The organism is Devosia sp. (assembly GCF_024707125.1).
In the GTDB taxonomy this organism is placed as follows: Bacteria; Pseudomonadota; Alphaproteobacteria; order Rhizobiales; family Devosiaceae; genus Devosia.
Genome location: NZ_JANQAH010000005.1, coordinates 56,397 through 74,345 on the forward strand (window position 1 = coordinate 56,397; position 17,949 = coordinate 74,345).

The window sequence follows — 17,949 nt, forward strand, 5'->3', positions numbered from 1 at the left end:
AGGACCAAAAACATGGCGACTTTGGCTTTATCCCTGGCGGGGCAGTTCGCTGGGGGGCTGGTTGGTGGGCCGATTGGCGCGACGGTGGGGCGGGCGCTGGGGGCGCTGGCGGGGAATGCCATCGATAGCTGGCTCTTTGGCGAGACGCCCAAGCAGCGCGAACAGGCGACCTTTGATGTCAGGATCGGCGGGTCGGTCGAGGGGGCGGCCATTCCGCGGCTTTACGGCTGGGGGCGGCTTTCGGGAAACATCATCTGGGCGCGCGAGCTGGAAGTGCTGGGTGGCGAAACGGCGGGCGCCAAGGGCTGGGGGCAGCAACCCCAGCAGCAGGAAAAGGAAGACGAGATCGGCGCGAGCTTTGCCATCGGTTTTTGCGAAGGTCGGGTGACGCGGCTGGGCCGGGTCTGGGCGGATGGGCAACTGCTTGATCTCAGAGGGATCAACTATCGCTTTTATGCCGGCAGCAATGGGCAGATGCCGGATGGGCTGATCGAGGCAACGCAAGGGGCGGGCAATGCGCCGGCCTATCGCGGGCTTTGCTACATCGTGTTCGAGAACCTGCCGATTTCGCGGTTCGGCAATCGCATTCCGCAGATTTCGGCGGAGCTTTGCCGGCCGGTGGGGGACCTTGAGACGTCCATTCGCGCGGTGACGGTGATCCCTGGGGCGACTGAGTTTGGGTACGATCCGGTGCCGCGGCTGCGTGTGCTGGGCATGGGGACCGGCGCGGCGGAAAATGCGCATGTGCAGCCCGGTGTCAGCGATTGGACAGTGTCCATCAATGAGCTGCAGGAGCTTTGCCCGAACCTGGAACATGTGTCGCTGGTGGTGAGCTGGTTCGGCAATGACCTGCGCTGCGGGTCTTGCCAGATCGGGCCGCGGGTCGAGGCGGCGAGCCGGGATGTGCAGGGCGTTTCCTGGAGTGTGGCCGGATATTCGCGCGGGGCGGTGCCGGTGGTGTCGAGCCATGGCGGCGGGCCGGCCTATGGCGGGACGCCTTCGGATGGGGCGGTGCGGGCGGCGATTGCTGATCTGCGGGCGCGCGGGCTTTCGGTGACGCTCTATCCGCTGATCATGATGGATGTGCCGGTTAGCAATGGCCTGGCCGATCCCTATGGGGGCAGCCAGCAGGCGAGCTATCCATGGCGCGGGCGGATTACCTGTCATCCGGCGGCGGGTGTTTCGGGCTCGCCGGATGGGACGGCGACGGCTGCAAGTCAGGTGGCGGCGTTTGTGCCGGGATACCGGGCGATGATTCTCCACTATGCGCAGATGGCGGTGGAGACCGGTGTCGACACGCTGCTCATCGGCTCGGAAATGCGCGGGATGACGACGGTGCGGGGTGCGGGGAATTCGTTTCCTTTCGTTTCGGCCTTGGTGACGCTGGCCGCGGATGTTCGGGCGATCGTCGGGTCCGGTACAAAACTCAGCTATGCGGCGGATTGGAGCGAATATTCGGGCTATCAGCCGGGAGGCGGCCAAAAGTTCTTTCATCTCGATCCGCTCTGGGCCTCGTCTGACATCGATGCCGTGGGGATCGACTGCTATATGCCGGCGGCGGATTGGCGGGATGGTCAGGGGCATCTCGATGCCGCGGCGGGGAGTACGCATGACCTCGACTATCTCGGCGGCAACATTGCCGGGGGCGAGGGGTTTGATTGGTACTATGCCAGCGACGCGGATCGGGCGGCGCAGGTGCGCTCGCCGATTACCGACGGGGCGCATGGCGAGCATTGGATCTGGCGCTACAAGGATATATCGGCCTTCTGGAGCCAGTATCACTATGACCGGCCAGGTGGTGTTCGGGCGGTATCGCCCACCGCTTGGGTGCCGGGCTCGAAGCCAATTTGGCTGACAGAGCTTGGGTGCGCCGCAGTCGACAAGGGGGCGAACCAGCCCAATATCTTTGGAGACGCCAAGAGTTCTGAGGGCGGACGGCCCTACTTTTCCAATGGGCAGTCGGACCCGCTGATCCAGCGACAGTTTTTGCGGGCACATTACCGGCATTGGGGGAGTCCGGCGAAAAATCCGGCAGGAATGGTCGATCCCGAGCGGATCTATTGCTGGACCTGGGATGCGCGACCGTTTCCGGCCTTTCCGGCGCGGACCGATGTCTGGTCCGATGGCGTCAATCACGCCACGGGGCACTGGCTGACGGGCCGCCTCGGGGCCATGAGCAATGACGAAATGGCGTCTGCCATGGCGGCCGAGCACGGGGCGGTGGTCCATGCGGGGGCGTCCGATCCGATGGTTGAGGGCGTCATCCTTTCGGGGCCGAGCACGGCACGTGATGCGCTGGAACCGCTGCTCGAGATTACCGGGCAACGTCTGGTGGCGCGTGGGGGCGTGCTCACGGCGATTTCGGCGCGGGGCGGCTCGGTCACTGCGTTCGATCGCGAAGAACTGGCGCAGGGCGAGGGCGCGGTGCTGTCGCAGCGTCGCGCGGCGGCCGTGGAGCGGCCGGGGCGGCTAGCGCTTGGTCACTTCGACAAGGGGCGGGATTATCTCGCGGCTTCCGCGACGGCGGTGCGGCCGGGAGCGGGGCAGTTGGTTAGTGAAAGCGTCAGCATGGTGCTCGACGGGGCTTCGGCGCGTCTGGCGGCAGAACGGCTGCTCGATGATCGGGCGGTTTCGGCGGATACGGTGGAGTTTTCGCTGCCGGCCAATGTCGTTGCACTTGAGCCGGGCGACCGGGTCGCGGTGGACGGGGAGGGGCCGTACGAGATCACCGAAATCCGCGATGGCGCGGTGCGAAAGGTGACGGCGCGGACGGTATCGGCCGGCACCGCTACGGCATCGGGCAGCGACCGTGCGCCGGCGACGGCACCGGTGGTCGGGCTGGCGGTAGCGCCGGTGGTCTTTTCGGCGCACCTGCCGCCGCTGTCGGGCGATCCCAGTCGGAGCCGCTTGGTCTTTGGCGCCTATGCAAAGCCTTGGCCGGGAACGGTGCGGCTGGTCGACGAGGCGACCGGCGCGGCGCTGCTTGATCTGACGCGAGCTGCGGCGCTGGGCGAAGTTGTTGAAGGCATCGGGGCGGGGCCCGTGGCGGTCTGGGATCGGGGTTCCGACCTCAGCGTCCGGCTTTATGGCGGGCATATTGCCGACGGGGCGGAAGCGGCTGTTCTGGCCGGCAGCAATCGGCTGGCGGTGGAGACCGATGCTGGGTCCTGGGAAGTGATCGGGTTTGCGCAGGCGGAACTCGTCGAGCCGGGGCTTTACCGGCTGACGCGCTTGCTGCGCGGACTTGAGGGGAGCGATTGGGCGATTGGGGCGGTGTCGCCGGGGCGGCGGGTGATCGTGCTCGATGGCAAGGTAGGCGTGGTGCCGGTCGAGGCTGGGCGGCTGGGGGAAGCGCGGGACATTCGCGCCTATGCCGGCACGGCGGACCTCGATGGACAAGCGCTGATCGCTTCGACGACGACAGAACCGGGACTGCCGCTGGCACCGGCACATCTGCGGGCGGCAAGGGACGCGACGGATGCCATCGCCTTTTCCTGGATGCGGCGCAGCCGGGCCGAGGATGATGCCTGGGGCGCGGCTGAGCCGGCTTTGGAGGTCGCGCCGGAGCTTTATCGGGTTTCGATTTTCGATGGATCGACGCTCAAGCGGAGCATTGAGGTTTCGATGCCTTCGGCCAGGTATGGCGCAGCCGAACAGGCGGCGGATTTCGGCGGCCTTGCCACAAGTTTCGAGTTTTCGGTGGCGCAGGTGAGTGCGGCGCTGGGCGCAGGTCATGCGGCGGAGGGGAGCTATGGCGAATGACGAGAGGTTTCAGCGTTGTTTGACCGAGGTGTTGCGGCACGAAGGCGGCTATGTCGATCATCCCAGTGATCCCGGCGGGGCGACGAATATGGGGATCACACGCAAGACGCTGGCGCGGTGGCGAAAGATCTCGCCATGGACCGACTTGCCGAAATCCTCGGTTGCTTCGTTGAAGCGCGACGAGGCGGCGCTGATCTATCGCGCCAACTATTGGAACCCCAGCAGGGCGGGCGACATGCCGGCCGGTGTCGATCTGGCGCTCTTCGATTTTGCGGTCAATTCGGGGCCGGACCGTGCGGTGCGCACGCTGCAGGCGGCGCTTGGCGTGGCAGCGGATGGTGAGGTGGGGCCAGTGACGCTGGCGGCCCTGCGCGCGGCTGACCTCGCCCGGCTGCTCAATGATTTTTGCGATCGGCGATTGGCCTTCCTGAAGGGGCTTTCGACTTTTGTTGTTTTTGGCCGGGGCTGGACTCGTCGCGTTGCCGACATCCGGGCCGCCGCCCTCGCGGATCTCAAGACTTCTTCATCCACACAACGGAGAGTGATCATGACCATGTTGTCGGGTTATCGCACCTATATCGTCGCGGCTTTTATGATTGTGGCGGGGCTGGCGCAGGTGCTGGGGGTGGAGCTGCCGACGCTTGATGGTGGTTCGGCGGGCAGCTTGATCCTGGAGGCGCTGGCCATCATTTTCCTCCGCAAGGGGCTAAAGGGCGACGCTGCCTAATGTGCTCGCGGGGCCCTTGCGCATAATGGGAACTGTGGACGCAAACATGAATTGCCTTATTCATGTCCCATTCAGTAAGGCCCCGCTAGTTTAGCTTCATGAAAACCACAGCCCCAAAACCTTCCGCCGCTGCTGCCATTGCGCTGGCTCTCGCCCTTGCCCTTGCGGGCACCGGCACGACCCAGGCGCAGTCCTGCCTTGGCCGTCAGGAAATTCAGGAGGCGGTGACCTCCGGCCAGATCATGTCGCTCGACGCGGTTCTGGCTTCGGCCGGGGTCGATCCCAGTGCTGAAATCCTGAATGTTCAGGTTTGCGACCAGGGCGGACAACTTGTTTATATCATTGGTGTCTTGACGGCCGACGGTCAGGCGCAGAATTTGGTTCTGAACGCGCAATAGCAGCTGAGCGGCGGGGGCAGTCATGCGTATTCTGGTTGTCGAAGACGATACCAATCTCAACAGGCAGCTCAAGGAAGCTCTGACCGAAGCAGGCTATGTCGTGGACGTAGCCTTCGACGGGGAAGAAGGGCACTTCCTGGGCGATACCGAACCCTATGATGCGGTGGTGCTCGATATCGGCCTGCCGCAAATGGATGGCCTTTCCGTGCTCGAAGAATGGCGGCGGGCGGGCAAGACTTTGCCGGTGCTGCTGCTGACGGCGCGCGATCGCTGGAGCGACAAGGTGCAGGGCATCGATGCCGGCGCCGATGACTACGTGGCAAAACCATTCCACATGGAAGAAGTGCTGGCGCGCCTCCGCGCGCTGGTGCGCCGTGCCGCGGGCCATGCCAGCAATGAAATCACCGCCGGGCCGGTGCGGCTCGATGCGCGTTCGGGCCGTGTCACTGTGGACGGGCAGGCGATCAAGCTGACGAGCCACGAATTGCGGCTTCTGAGCTATCTCATGCACCACAAGGGCAAGGTGGTGTCGCGCACCGAACTGACCGAGCACCTTTACGATCAGGATTTTGATCGCGACAGCAATACGATCGAAGTGTTCGTGGGCCGCCTGCGCAAGAAGCTGCCGGAAGACTGCATCCAGACCGTGCGTGGCCTCGGCTACCAGATCATCGAATAGGAGCGGCCTTGTCCAGCGAGGCCGAGAAACCGGCGCCGCAACCCAATGCGGCCAAGAACTGGCTGCGCAAGGGTTCTATTGCCGCCTCGCTTTTTTGGCTGACGGTGGGTTGGCTGGTCGTGGCGCTGCTGGCGACCGGCTTCCTGCTGACCGATCTTTATTCGCGGGCGCTCGATACGACGCTGGGGCAGACGCTCGATTTTCATGTCGAAAGCCTTGCCGGTGTTTTGCTGGAAGTGGGTGATCCGCGTGATCCCGACATCGCGCTGGCCGATCCGCGTTTCGATCGGCCGCGATCGGGCTGGTACTGGATTATCCGCGACGGCGACGGGGTGCTGGTCAATCTTTCGACGTCCGTGGTGGGTATAGACCTGCCGCAGCTTTCGGGTTCGCTCGATGAGCAGGGCCGGCGGACGGGCGTGGTGGCGGATGCCTTTGGCACCCAGCTGCGGGTCGTCGAGCGCAGCGTGACCCTTGATGGGGAAACCTATCGTATCGAGGTGGCGGGCAATCTCACCGAAATCCTTGGGTTAGTGGAAGATTTTCGCGGGCAGACTTTTGTCGTGCTCGGGGCGGTGGGCGCCATGCTGGCGATCATGAGCGTGATCGTGGCGCGCTTTGCGTTGCGGCCGATCGACAGGCTCAGTGCGGCCATCGAAAGCGTTCGCGAGGGCGAAAGCACGGAGATTACCGGGCAATATCCCACTGAAATCGCGCCGCTGGCCGAAGAGGTCAACGAGCTGCTGCGGTCCAATGCGCAGATCATCGAGCGGGCGCGCAATCAGGTGGGCAATCTTGCCCATGGGCTAAAGACGCCGATTGCCGTTCTGCGCAACGAGGCCGCCGCCAAAAAGGGTGCGCTGGCCGATGTGGTGCAGGCCGAGACCGAGAAGATGAGCAATATGGTCTCGACCTATCTCGAACGGGCGCGGCTGGCTGCACGCACGTCCATTGTCGGCAAGAAGGCCGACTCGACCATGATCATGCTGCGCCTGACGCGCGTGATGCGGAAAATCCATCCCGATGTGACGATTGCCTTCCAGCGGCCGGATGCATCGCTGCCCTGGTTCAGGGGCGACGAGGCCGACCTCGAGGAAATGGCGGGGAACCTCCTCGACAATGCCTGCAAGTGGTCCAAGGGGCAGGTTGGTGTGCGGCTTTCGAGCGAGCGCAATGCCAAGGGCACGCAATTGCTGATTCGCATCGACGACAACGGGCCCGGACTTTCCGAGGATGACGCGCGCAAAGTGTTGCGCCGCGGTGTCAGGCTGGACGAGAAAACGCCGGGATCAGGACTTGGGCTGGATATCGTCAAGGAACTGGTTGATGTCTACGGCGGAAGCTTGGAGCTCAAGCGTTCCGCGCTTGGCGGGCTTCTGGTTGAACTCCGCCTGCCCACGGCGCGGCTTGGCGGTTTGGTTCGATCCCCTGCGGCCTGACGCACTTTCGCCGCATTGGCTCAACAAGTACCGACCATATGCTGAAAAGGTCCATATCGATGAATCGCTTCGCCCTGTTTGCCATGCCAGTTCTTGCTCTGGTTCTTGCCGGTTGCTCCAGCACCGGGACGAACCAGGTGGCCCAGGCGCCGGTTGTCACCGCTCCCGTCATCGCCCAGCCGCTGGTGGCGAGCTCTGCCCAGAACGTGCAGCAGGCGCGCCTGACGACCAATATCTCGAACGGTTTCGTTGATCCGGCAGCTCTCGCGGTGATGACCGCCAAGGATCTGAACGAGGCCAACAGCGCCCAGTTCTATGCCCTGCAGTTCGGCCGCCCCGGCGCCCCGCGCCAGTGGGCCGGTGACAAGGGCACGACCGGTTCGGTTTCCGTGGGCCCCTATGTCCGCGTCAACAATCTCGATTGTCGCGACTTCACCCACACGGTCAAGGTCAATGGCCAGGACTATGTGAAGAAGGGTACCGCCTGCCGCGAGCAGACCGGTAACTGGAACGTCGTCCAGGGCGCCGCTTAACGACAAGTCCGTGCTCGGCAGTTAAGGATTGTTTACCTGCGGGCGGTAGGCTCGCGGTAAACACCCCTCTGACCGATAGTATTGATGACACAGCTTGCCAACCGCGCGGACGTGAGTGCGTCGGCCCCGACAAACTCGGGGGCCGCCGCCACCAGAGCTTCAGGGCCGTTCTGCGGCCTCATCGATGCCGTTCTCGTGCAGGAACCGGTTATCGAGAATTTCCCCGGATCGGTGAATGCCGAGGAGGCCCAGGCCATATGGGTCTGGGTGACGCGCGATCTCTGCAGCGATATCTTTGCGCCGGAAAAGCTGAGCAACGGCACGCTGACGGCCGCCGATGTGGAAGCGGCCATGCCCGAAATCCTCGGCCGCATGAAGGCCGGGCTGGCTCAGGGGCAGGCGGATGCCGAGGGCGCGCGGCGCCTTTCCGCGCAGCTCGGTCGCGAAGATGCGCGGCACCATCTGCCAACCGTGATGCTGGCTTTGCGAAATCGGGCGCTCTTGGGCAAAGCCCAGGCTTTTGGCAAGGCGACCAATACGATTTCCGACGAGACGGCGCTCGGCACGGCCATGCAGGCCATGCCGCTGCAGGATCCCGCTCTCGCCGCGCTGGTCTTCCAGGCGGCCCTGGGGCAAGGTGGCGCAGCCGACCAAACTCATTCTCGCCGCGATCAAGGTTTCAGGCGCCGCGACCGAAGTATCGGTGCGTCGTGCGGGTCTTGGCCCGCTGATCGATGCCTGCGTGTCGCATGCGCAAAACCAGTTGCGGTTCTTCCAGGCCATCGGCCCCTTTGCCGATATCGACCTGATCTGCCGGGCGCTCGAGCGCTTCCACAAACTGGTGCGCGCCCTGACCGGCTATCTCGAATTCTCCCGCGGAAGCCAGGCGACGGCGGTGCTCTCTGCCATCACCAAGCATGTCTCGGATCGCATCGAACCGCGGCTCAAGGAGGTCGTGACCGATCTCAACCAGGCCATGCGCCGGCGCGAAAACTCCGATCGGCTCGATACCGACAAGCTGCTGGCGGCGGTGGGCGGCATCTATCTGCTGGCCACGGTCCGCGATTGCCGCGATTCCCTGGCGCTCAATACGGTCTACGAACAGGCCTGGCACCAGTCGGGGCAGGCGCTCGAAATTCACATCCAGCGCAATATGGAACTCTTCAAGGAAAACCCGGACGACGCCAATACCATTGCGCGCCTCGATGCGGTGATCCAGATGGCGCAGGTGCGCTTCTCGCCCGAATATGCCGAAACGCTGAAGCGCGCGCGGCAGGCGGCCGAACGCCGGAACTAGGTTTCCACCTCGGCCGGGATTGCTTGGCCAAGATCTCGTACCACCACATTGCGGACCGAAGCGACAACGAGCGCTTCGGTTTTTCCGTCTCTGGTGCGCAGCACGACGCCGACGGCGCGGCGCGGATCGGTGACATCTTCCCCCTCGAAAATCAGGGCGCCGCTGCCCAGCTGGCGTGACGGGTCGTGGCGCAGCGTCTTTACGGCGGCGTCGTGACCAAAGCGGTCGGCGAGATAGGTTGGGACCGTCGCCATATTTTCTGAGGCGGGTGGGCGCGGCGGTTCGGCGCGTGTCAAAGGCACGAGGGCCACGCGCTCCTGGGCGACCACGCCGGCTGACTCTGGCGGGATGAGGCCAATGCCCACGCCGGCGCAGATGGCGCCGATGGAGAGCGGTTGCGGGGCTTCGGAGAGAACGCGGACAGGCCCGCTACGGGGGCCGCGGAAAATACTCGTCCAGCGGCGGCGCGGTGGCGGGGCTGGGCGCAGCATCAATGTGTTGTCGGCATCGAGATAGGTGGGGGCGGGCGCGTTTTCGCTGTCGCCCACATGCATCTGCCGGTCGGGCGTTTCATAAAAAGCATCGATGACGGGATCGTCGACACCAAGGCCTGGGCGGCCAAGCAGGCGATCGACGGCATGGATCCCGCTGGTGACGCAGCCACGACGGGTAAAATGCCCAGCGGCGGAGCCGGCAAGCACCAGGCCCGGTACTTCCCCGATGGGTTCGAGGCGCTCCCTCCGAACATTCCAACGGCTCTGGCCACCGGCGAGGTGCCAAAGCGTCAGGTCTGGCTGCCAGCCGCCGCAGAGCACCAGCCGGTCGACGGAGGTGGGTTCGCCATGCGGGAGTTCCACCGAGAGGCGGCCTGCCGGGCCGGGTGTGACGGCGAGCGGAACAGTGCCCGGAAACTGTCTGAAGCCGTAGGCCTTGCAAAACTCGATATAGCGCGAGCTGGCATGGTCGCGACCATCAAGGATGCGATCGAGGGTCGTGCCGCTTTCAGCGAGCAGGGTGGCGAGGCGATAGGCGGGATTGCCCGAAGTGGCGAGGAGCCAGGACTGGCCCGGCCAGATGCCATAGCGATAGGCGAGCTCGAATGCGTCCTGCGCCCCCACTATCCCGGGCAGCCTATTGCCCGGCAGCACGGGCAGGCGCTCGAAGGCGCCGGTGGCGAGGATAATGTAACGCGCGGGCAAGTCGACGACCTGGCCTTCGACGCGCTCGCCGCTGATATCGAGCTGGTGTACGCGCACGATGCCCTCGCCTATGGCAAATACCTCGGCATGGGTGAGAACCCTGATCGTGTGATTGGCGGCGACTTCGGCTGCGAGCGCGGCGACATTTTCCTCTGGCGTGCTTTCGCCGTCCTGCGTGCCGAATAGGCCCGAATGTCCGCCCAGATGCGGGCTCGCTTCGATAAGCGTGACCTTGAGGCCCGCATGGGCGCCGGCAAGCGCTGCGGCCATGCCGGCAACGCCGCCACCGACAATTATGAGATCGGTCGGCTCAGCCTCCCGGCCGCGAATGGATCGCCACGGGCGTACGAGACTGTTGGGCGTGTCGAGCGAAAGCCCCAGCGTTCGTCCGGGTTGAAAGAGGCGCGCGAAAAGGCCGGGCCCAGGACCTTCGGCGATGATGCGATATTCGGCGCCGTCCCGCGCTGGCGTGCGCTCCATGGGGAGAGCATGTGCGGGCGCGTTGGCCTTGGCAGCATAGGCAATGGCGGGGGCGGCGCTGGCGCGGAGGCCGAGCGGCTGGCCCGCATGGATCCCGATCGTGTCGACGCCCGCGGCCAGCAAAGCGCTGAGGACAGTGTCACCCTGAAAGCCGGGCGTGACACGCCCATTGATGGTGAACCTGATCGGGCGGCTCCGGTCGATATGCGCGCCGGAAAGGCCCTTGCCGGTGGTGGCGGGCAGGCGATTGGTCTGTGGCCTCATGCCGCCTGCTCTTCGATCCGGAAATTGAATTCAGCAACGGAGCTGCCGAGGCCGCGCTTGTCGGCGCGGCGCGCTTCGCACCATTCGGTTTCGTCACTGCTGGCTTCTCCCGCAAGCCAACGCGCCAGAATGGGCGCCATAAAGGCTCCGATCGGACCAAGGCCCGTGAGAATGAGCGGTCCGTCGGCAGTGACGGGGCCGAGGAGTGGCGCACCATCGCTTGGAGACAGGATTTCGTATCCGACCTGGCCGACCTGCTGCAATTGGCCGGCTTCGGCCAGCAGCGTGGCGAGCTGACCGGAGAATGAGCCGAGATTGCCCGGACCCATGGCGGCCATGCCGCCTTCCTCGTGCTGGACGAGAATGGTGCCGCTATCGAGCTGGACCATGATCGGACCGGCGAGGTGGCGGCTTGATGCAGTCAGCACGGTGGCGTGGGGGCGGCGCAGCAATTGAGCAGGCCATTGCCAGCCTGGCAGGGCATGGAGAATGGATGAGTCATCGACCAGAATGGCGCGGCGGGCGACCAGCACCTCGTCGTCTGCCTTGATCGCGGTAGCGCCGCCGGGCGCCATCGTAGCCGCTTCGGGGCCAAAGCGACGAACGCCAAGTTCACCGAGCCAGGTTTCAAGAGCAGGCCCGAAGCCGGGACGATGAATGGTCACAGCATCGTTGATGCGCAGGGCGGCACGATCGGCGCCGATCTTTGCCGGCGGCACGGTTTCGAGGATCATGCCGTGGGCGCGGGCCATATGGGAGAAATGGCCGAGGGCTTCGCGGGCAGCCAGACCATCGGCAAAGAAGATCGGATCGACGCGGCGTAGCGCCTGTCGCCCGCCGATCCTGGTGATGAGCTTGGAAATATCGGGCAAGGCGGCTGTCAGCAGCGCCCAGGTTTCGGGCCGGGTGACCGGTGCGACCGAAATATCGAGCGTGCGCGGCAGGCGATAGCGCGCCTGCGCATCACCCACCATCACAACCCTACGCTTGTGGCGGCTCGCGAGCAGACCGGCAACCAGCCCGGCCAAGGGGCTCGATCCGAAAACGGCAAAGTCCACCTGCGTGTCGGTCATGCCCTCAAACCCCTGCGACGAGCCGCCGCTGTGGCAATGCGTCCACAGCGAACACGCGGGTTTTGATGGTTTTTCGCCGCAATGGGCTTATAGAGAACCCAACCTTGCTCGTTGAGGAAAGCAAGCGTTTGGGGCCCATGATTTTCTGGTTGATCGCCATTGCAGTCACCGCCATTGCCTGCGCCGCGTTGTTGTACGCGGGGCGCGGTCGCGTGGTCAACGTGAGCGCCGCCGAAAGCGCTGATGCCAACAGCCATTTCCGCCTTGTGCTGGCTGGGATCGACGCCGATCTCGCCGCCGGCAAGATCGGGGCCGAGGAAGCCGTGGGCGCCAGGGGCGAACTGGCCCGCGAAATGCTGCGCGCCAAGGCCGAGGCTGGGCCACAGGCCACGCACGAAATCGGTCGGGGTACGCTGCTTTCGGGCCTCGGTCTCGTCGCCGCATTGGCGCTTGGTCTCTATGCCTTTCTTGGCAATCCGAACCTGCCCGGCCAACCGTTTGCCGGGCGCGCCGACGTGGCCGCCCAGAACATGGACCTGGGCGCTGCTATCGCGCGCATTGAGGAACGGCTGACGGCCGATCCCGATGATCTGCGCGGCTGGACCGTGCTGGCGCCCGCATTGCTGGAAGTTGGCCGCTTCGCCGAGGCTGCGAATGCCTATGGCCGCATCATTGATCTCTCGGAACCAACCGCTCAATTGCTGACCGATCGGGCGGAGGCGCTGTTGCTGGCCGCCGATGGCGCAGGGTCGGAAGAGGCCATGGGGCTCTTGCGTACCGCCGCCGAGATGGACGCGAGCCATGTGCAGTCGCGCCTTTACCTTGGCGCCGAACTGACGCGCACCGGCCAATATGACGACGCCGTTCGCTTCTGGCAGGCGGCCATCGATCTGGCGCAGGGCGATGAACCCTGGTTGCAGGCTGCCCAGCAGGGGCTCGCCGTGGCAGAGAACGACGGTGTCGATACGACTGCGCTGGATCAAGCAGAGATGATCCGAGGCATGGTAGAGAGCTTGTCCACGCGCCTCTATGCTGATGGCGGAACTGTCGAAGAGTGGTCGCAACTGGTGCGCTCCTACATCGTGCTTGGCGATCTGCCCAATGCGCAGATTGCCTATGACGGGGCGGTAGCTGCCTATCCCGCGGCCTTTGATCGAGGCGAGCTCGACAGCATGGCGCTGGCCGCTGGCCTGAAACTCAATGGAGCTGAGCAATGACCATGCCGTCTGCTGTTCGCCGCAAAGGATGGTCGCGCAAGCAAAAGCGCCTGGCTGTCATTGCCGGGCTGGGCGTGGTTCTGGTGATTGCCGCCGCGCTGGTGCTGACGGCGCTGCGCGACCAGATCGTGTTCTTTTATTCTCCGACCGATGTTCAGACGCGTGGCGTCGAACCCGGTCATCCCATTCGGCTCGGCGGTCTCGTCAAGGACGGCAGCTGGGTGCGCGAGGGGCAGTCGAACACTTTCGTCGTGACCGATGGCGCGACTGAGATAGCGGCGCATTATGTCGGCATCCTGCCCGACCTGTTCCGCGAAGGGCAGGGCGTCGTCGCCGAGGGCGCGATTGGCCCCGATGGCAGCTTTGTCGCCACCAATGTGCTGGCCAAGCACGATGAAAACTACCTGCCGCGTGAAGTCGTCGATGCGCTGAAGGCGCAGGGCGAATGGCGGCCGGAGACTGCGACGCCGTGAGCATCGAAGTTGGCCATTTTGCCCTGATCCTGGCTTGTGCCATCGCCACCGTTTCGGCGCTGGCCGGTCTGTTGTTGTGGCGCAGCGGCCAGCGTCTGGCGCAGGTGCTGGCGCAGGCTTCCATACTGCAATTCGTGCTGGTGGCCGTGGCCTTCCTGGCTGTGGTCCAGGCCTTTGTGGTTTCGGATTTTTCGCTGAAGCTGGCGGTCGACAATTCGCATTCGCTGAAACCACTGATCTTCAAGATCTCCGGCGTCTGGGGCAATCACGAAGGTTCACTCCTGCTCTGGATTCTGATTCTTGTGCTGTTCGGCGCGCTGGTGGCGGCCTTTGGCCGGCGCTTGCCGGCTGACCTGCTCAATCTGGTGCTGGGCGCGCAGAGCCTGCTCGTCGCCGCTTTCGGCGGTTTCACGCTCTTTACCTCAAATCCCTTCGCCCGGATGTCGCCGCCGCCACTGGAAGGTTCGGACCTCAATCCCATCCTTCAGGATATCGGCCTCGCCATTCATCCTCCGCTCCTCTATGCGGGCTATGTCGGCTTTTCGATCTGCTTCTCCTTCGCGATGGCCGCGTTGATTTCGGGCCGCATCGATCAGGCCTGGGCGCGCTGGGTGCGACCGTGGACCATGCTGAGCTGGGTCTTCCTCACCCTCGGCATCGCCATGGGCTCTTACTGGGCCTATTACGAACTCGGCTGGGGCGGCTGGTGGTTCTGGGACCCGGTCGAAAATGCCAGCTTCATGCCCTGGCTCGCCGGCACGGCGCTGCTGCATTCGGCGCTGGTGATGGAGAAGCGCAATGCGCTGAAAATCTGGACGATCTTTCTGTCCATCATCACCTTTTCGCTGTCGCTGCTCGGCACCTTCCTCGTGCGCTCGGGCATTCTGACCTCGGTCCATACTTTTGCCAGCGACCCCACGCGCGGCCTCGTCATCCTGACCATTCTGGCCGTGCTCATCGGTGGCGCCTTCCTGCTTTTTGCCCTGCGGGCAAGCAGCCTGCGGCAAGGCGGGCTTTTTGCGCCCATCAGTCGCGAGGGCGCGCTCATTCTCAACAACCTGTTCCTCGCCACGGCTGTGGGTGCGGTACTTGTCGGCACGCTCTATCCGTTGCTGCTCGATGCTTTGGCGGGTACGACGATTTCGGTCGGTGCGCCCTTCTTCAATCTCACCTTCGGCGCGCTGATGGCGCCGCTCCTGCTCGTACTGCCCTTTGGGCCATTGTTGCCCTGGAAGCGGGCTGATCTCGTTGCTGCCGGACAGCGATTGGTGGGCGCGGCGGGCCTCGCCATTTTCCTCACCATTCTGGTTTCGGCTCTTGGCGGCATTTCGATTTCGCTGGCTCCGCTCGGGCTGTTGCTCGGCTTCTGGGTGACGTTTGGCGCCTTCGCCGAATTGATCGAGCGCGGGCGCATAGGTCGCATTCCGGTCGGCGAAAGCGTTCGTCGCCTTGTTGGCCTGCCGCGCACCATCTGGTCGACGGCGCTCGGCCATATGGGGCTGGGCCTGACGGTTCTCGGCATCGTCTCGGTCACCGCCTGGGAAACCGAACTAGTGACGACGCTCAATCCGGGCGAGACGGCAGAACTCAGCGGCTATTCCCTTGCCTTCGATAGTTTCGAGCAAATCCCAGGGCCGAACTACATGGCCGACACCGGACATTTCACCGTCACCGCTCCGGGCGGCGGCACCAAAACGCTGGAGGCTGAGCGTCGCACCTATGTGGCGAGCGGCATGCCGACAACTGAAGCGGCCATCGAAACCTACGGCCTGTCGCAGTTTTATCTGCAACTGGGCGAGCCGCTCGACAACACCCATGTCGTCCGCATCTGGTACAAGCCCTATATCCTGCTGATCTGGATCGGCGCCCTGGTCATGGCCGGCGCCGGCGTGCTTTCGCTGACCGACCGGCGCCTCCGCGTAGGCGCGCCGCAGCGGGCGGCGAAGCAAGTCATGGAGCCGGCGGAATGAAGCGCCTGCTAACTCTGCTCGCGCTGGTTCTTTGCCTCGTCATGCCCGTTCTCGCCGTGTCGCCCGACGAGATGCTGGATGATCCGGCGCTGGAGCAACGCGCCCGAGATATTTCGGCCGGCCTGCGTTGTCTCGTCTGCCAGAACCAGTCCATCGACGACAGCGACGCCGATCTCGCGCGCGACCTTCGTGTTCTGGTGCGTGAGCGGCTGGTAGCAGGCGACAGCAATGCCGAAGTGGAACAGTATCTCGTCGATCGCTACGGCGAATATGTGCTGCTCAATCCCCGGCTCAACAACCACACGCTGATCCTCTGGATCGCTGCACCTGCCTTGTTGGCGCTTGGACTGTTCGGCCTCTTTTTGGGCCATGCGGCGAGCGTCATCCACGTCCAAAGCTGAACCTCTTTCCGACGACGAAAAGCGCGTTCTCGCCGAACTTTCCGACGCTGAGGAAAGTGACACGACAAAGGGTTGAGGGCGGCTTGCTGGCGCCTTGGCGGCGGGATATGCCTCTTTCATGAGCATCCATCTCTCGCCCTTGCCCGCCATTCCGCATCCCGCTTTTGACGCTCTGCTGGCTGAATTACCGGCCACGGCCGTTTCCGCCTTCAAGGCGGCGACACCCACCCTCAGCACCTTGCTGCAATCGGCGCCCTATCTGCTCGAACTGGCTCGGACCCATCCGGACTGGCTGGCGGATGCGCTCGAGCGCGGGCCGGATACAGTCTTTTCCGAGCTTTTGGTGTCGGTGGCCGAAGCGGGTATCACCGCGGATGAGGCCGGCCTTGGCCGGGCGCTACGCATCGCCAAGGGGCGCACGGCGCTTCTGGCGGCTGTGGCCGAAACCGGTGGCGTCTGGACGACGGCGCGAGCGACCGAAGCACTGTCCGACCTTGCCGATGCTGCCCTTGAGGCCGCGCTCGATTTCCTGATGGTTCAGGCCTTCGACAAGGGTCAATTGCTGCTTCTGCGCGAAGAAGCGCGCGCCAAAAACTCCGGCCTCGCGCTCTTCGCTCTCGGAAAGCATGGCGGGCGCGAACTCAATTATTCGTCGGACATCGACATCGTCGCCTTTTTCGATCCGCAAAAGCCGGTGCTGGTCGACCCGAGCGAAGGCACGAAGATCTATTCGCGCATGGTGCAGAAGCTGGTGGGGCTGATGGAGGACCATCAGGCTTATGGCTATGTCTTCCGTACCGACCTGCGACTGCGCCCTGATCCCGGTTCAACACCCGTAGCGCTCTCGGTCGATGCGGCGCTGGCCTATTACGAAGTGCGCGGCCAGAACTGGGAGCGCGCCGCCTGGATCAAGGCGCGGCCCTGTGCCGGCGACAAGCAGGTGGGCGAGGCGTTCGTGAAGGAACTCGCGCCCTATGTCTGGCGCAAGCATCTCGATTTCGCGACCATCGCCGATATCCAGGCGATGAAGCGCCAGATCAATGTGTCCAAGAATGTCGGCGATATCCGCGTCGAGGGCCACAATGTCAAACTCGGCCGCGGTGGCATCCGCGAGATCGAGTTTTTTGCCCAGACCCAACAGCTAATCGCGGGTGGCCGCGACAAGGCCCTGCGCGTGCGCCCGACCTCGCAGGCACTGGCGGCCCTGGCAGCGGCCAACTGGATCAGTCCGACCACGGCGAGCGAGTTGACCGAAACCTATTGGTACCTCCGTGCCGTCGAAAACCGCCTGCAGATGCTCCGCGACGAGCAGACCCACATCATGCCCGGAACGCCCGAGGCCGTGGCGGTCATCGGCCGGCTGATGAACCAGCCCGACCTGCAAACGTTCGAGACCGACTATCGTGCCGCCCTCGAGCGCGTCGCGCGCTACTACGCCGAGCTTTTCACCGAAGGAGAGTCCCTGGGCACGGTGGAAGGCAATCTCGTCTTCACCGGCAGCGATGACGATCCAAATACGCTCGAAACCCTGACCAATATGGGTTTTGCCGATGCCCACAAGGCCATCGAGACAGTGCGAAAATGGCACTATGGCAGCTATGCCGCCACGCGCAGCGCCGCCGCACGAGCGCATCTGACGGAACTGCTGCCCTCCCTGCTGACAACCCTCGCCAATGCCGGCAGCGCCGACCTTGGCCTCGCGCGCATGGACGATTTCCTTTCCCGCCTTCCGGGCGGCGTGCAGCTCTTTGCGCTGCTGCGCAACCATGCTCAATTGCTCTCGCTGCTCGTGCAATTCATGGCCTCGGCGCCGCGCATGGCCGAGGCGGTCATTCATCGCGCTCATGTCGTAGATGGCCTGATTGATCCTGCTTTTGCCAATGACGTCACCCATCGCGACGTGCTGGTCGCCAAGGTGGATTCCTTCCTTGCCGACGCACGCACCTATGAGGAGCTGATCGACCGCGCCCGCATCATCGGGCAGGAGCAAAAAATTCCTCGTCGCGGCCGGCCTGCTTTCGGGCACCGTCAGCGCCG

Annotated in this window: 14 protein-coding genes and 1 pseudogene; 12 read left to right on the top strand and 3 right to left on the bottom strand. The window is 64.2% G+C overall.

Annotation, left to right across the window (positions count from 1 at the left end; translation table 11 throughout):
• The first annotated feature begins 12 nt into the window (after positions 1-12).
• The 6 genes from NVV77_RS03865 (at position 13) to NVV77_RS03890 (ending at position 7,538) form a co-directional block, all read left to right on the top strand.
• Positions 13-3,762, top strand: a complete 3,750-nt coding sequence (locus NVV77_RS03865) for a glycoside hydrolase/phage tail family protein (protein WP_295410923.1) — start codon at positions 13-15, stop codon at positions 3,760-3,762.
• A complete protein-coding gene (locus tag NVV77_RS03870; RefSeq protein ID WP_295410926.1) occupies positions 3,752-4,489 on the top strand; it encodes a glycoside hydrolase family 108 protein in 738 nt (245 codons plus the stop codon). The genes NVV77_RS03865 and NVV77_RS03870 overlap by 11 nt, the downstream gene beginning before the upstream one ends.
• A 98-nt stretch (positions 4,490-4,587) precedes the next feature.
• Complete coding sequence (locus tag NVV77_RS03875; RefSeq protein ID WP_295410928.1) at positions 4,588-4,887, top strand: hypothetical protein; 300 nt, start codon at positions 4,588-4,590, stop codon at positions 4,885-4,887.
• Between the two features lie 22 nt (positions 4,888-4,909).
• Positions 4,910-5,566 (top strand): response regulator transcription factor, encoded by a 657-nt coding sequence (locus NVV77_RS03880; protein WP_035086590.1) that lies wholly within the window; start codon positions 4,910-4,912, stop codon positions 5,564-5,566.
• An 8-nt stretch (positions 5,567-5,574) separates the two neighbouring features.
• Entirely contained in the window at positions 5,575-7,005 is a 1,431-nt protein-coding gene (locus tag NVV77_RS03885; protein WP_295410931.1) for a HAMP domain-containing sensor histidine kinase, read from the top strand.
• A 59-nt stretch (positions 7,006-7,064) separates the two neighbouring features.
• A complete protein-coding gene (locus tag NVV77_RS03890; protein ID WP_295410934.1) occupies positions 7,065-7,538 on the top strand; it encodes a hypothetical protein in 474 nt (157 codons plus the stop codon).
• A 159-nt stretch (positions 7,539-7,697) separates the two neighbouring features.
• Here the strand turns inward: NVV77_RS03890 and NVV77_RS03895 are convergent, their stop codons facing one another.
• Positions 7,698-8,198, bottom strand: a complete 501-nt coding sequence (locus tag NVV77_RS03895; protein ID WP_295410936.1) for a hypothetical protein — start codon at positions 8,196-8,198, stop codon at positions 7,698-7,700.
• Between NVV77_RS03895 and NVV77_RS03900 the strand changes: the two genes are divergently transcribed.
• Complete coding sequence (locus NVV77_RS03900; RefSeq protein WP_295410938.1) at positions 8,176-8,835, top strand: hypothetical protein; 660 nt, start codon at positions 8,176-8,178, stop codon at positions 8,833-8,835. The two genes, NVV77_RS03895 and NVV77_RS03900, sit on opposite strands and share 23 nt — an antisense overlap.
• Here NVV77_RS03900 and NVV77_RS03905 read toward each other — a convergent pair.
• Together NVV77_RS03905 and NVV77_RS03910 are read right to left on the bottom strand one after the other, a co-directional pair.
• On the bottom strand, positions 8,832-10,778 hold the full coding sequence (locus tag NVV77_RS03905) for an FAD-dependent oxidoreductase (RefSeq protein ID WP_295410941.1): 1,947 nt from the start codon (positions 10,776-10,778) through the stop codon (positions 8,832-8,834). The genes NVV77_RS03900 and NVV77_RS03905 overlap by 4 nt on opposite strands.
• Entirely contained in the window at positions 10,775-11,851 is a 1,077-nt protein-coding gene (locus NVV77_RS03910; RefSeq protein WP_295410942.1) for a hypothetical protein, read from the bottom strand. The genes NVV77_RS03905 and NVV77_RS03910 overlap by 4 nt, the downstream gene beginning before the upstream one ends.
• Positions 11,852-11,988: 137 nt before the next feature.
• Here NVV77_RS03910 and ccmI point away from each other — a divergent pair, with 137 nt between their 5' ends.
• The 5 genes and pseudogenes from ccmI to NVV77_RS03935 form a co-directional block, all read left to right on the top strand.
• Positions 11,989-13,068, top strand: coding sequence for a c-type cytochrome biogenesis protein CcmI (gene ccmI / locus NVV77_RS03915; protein WP_295411371.1), 1,080 nt, complete (start codon positions 11,989-11,991; stop codon positions 13,066-13,068).
• On the top strand, positions 13,065-13,541 hold the full coding sequence (gene ccmE, locus NVV77_RS03920) for a cytochrome c maturation protein CcmE (protein WP_295410944.1): 477 nt from the start codon (positions 13,065-13,067) through the stop codon (positions 13,539-13,541). The genes ccmI and ccmE overlap by 4 nt, the downstream gene beginning before the upstream one ends.
• Positions 13,538-15,511 carry a heme lyase CcmF/NrfE family subunit gene (locus NVV77_RS03925; RefSeq protein WP_295410945.1) on the top strand — a complete coding sequence of 658 codons (1,974 nt, stop codon included), beginning with the start codon at positions 13,538-13,540 and terminating at the stop codon, positions 15,509-15,511. The genes ccmE and NVV77_RS03925 overlap by 4 nt, the downstream gene beginning before the upstream one ends.
• The gene (locus NVV77_RS03930; protein ID WP_367178586.1) at positions 15,508-15,912 is read left to right on the top strand and encodes a cytochrome c-type biogenesis protein; all 405 of its coding nucleotides are present in this window, start codon (positions 15,508-15,510) and stop codon (positions 15,910-15,912) included. Before NVV77_RS03925 ends, NVV77_RS03930 begins: the two co-directional genes overlap by 4 nt.
• 118 nt (positions 15,913-16,030) lie before the next feature.
• A pseudogene (locus tag NVV77_RS03935) lies at positions 16,031-17,896 on the top strand (bifunctional [glutamine synthetase] adenylyltransferase/[glutamine synthetase]-adenylyl-L-tyrosine phosphorylase); the annotation flags it as partial.
• Positions 17,897-17,949 lie beyond the last annotated feature (53 nt).

Coding starts and splice junctions, on each gene's coding strand:
- NVV77_RS03905 (WP_295410941.1), bottom strand. CDS start 10,778: ATGAGGCCACAGACCAATCGCCTGCCCGCCACCACCGGCAAGGGCCTT.
- NVV77_RS03910 (WP_295410942.1), bottom strand. CDS start 11,851: ATGACCGACACGCAGGTGGACTTTGCCGTTTTCGGATCGAGCCCCTTG.
- NVV77_RS03890 (WP_295410934.1), top strand. CDS start 7,065: ATGAATCGCTTCGCCCTGTTTGCCATGCCAGTTCTTGCTCTGGTTCTT.
- NVV77_RS03865 (WP_295410923.1), top strand. CDS start 13: ATGGCGACTTTGGCTTTATCCCTGGCGGGGCAGTTCGCTGGGGGGCTG.
- NVV77_RS03930 (WP_367178586.1), top strand. CDS start 15,508: ATGAAGCGCCTGCTAACTCTGCTCGCGCTGGTTCTTTGCCTCGTCATG.
- ccmE (WP_295410944.1), top strand. CDS start 13,065: ATGACCATGCCGTCTGCTGTTCGCCGCAAAGGATGGTCGCGCAAGCAA.
- ccmI (WP_295411371.1), top strand. CDS start 11,989: ATGATTTTCTGGTTGATCGCCATTGCAGTCACCGCCATTGCCTGCGCC.
- NVV77_RS03870 (WP_295410926.1), top strand. CDS start 3,752: ATGGCGAATGACGAGAGGTTTCAGCGTTGTTTGACCGAGGTGTTGCGG.
- NVV77_RS03875 (WP_295410928.1), top strand. CDS start 4,588: ATGAAAACCACAGCCCCAAAACCTTCCGCCGCTGCTGCCATTGCGCTG.
- NVV77_RS03895 (WP_295410936.1), bottom strand. CDS start 8,198: ATGAGTTTGGTCGGCTGCGCCACCTTGCCCCAGGGCCGCCTGGAAGAC.
- NVV77_RS03880 (WP_035086590.1), top strand. CDS start 4,910: ATGCGTATTCTGGTTGTCGAAGACGATACCAATCTCAACAGGCAGCTC.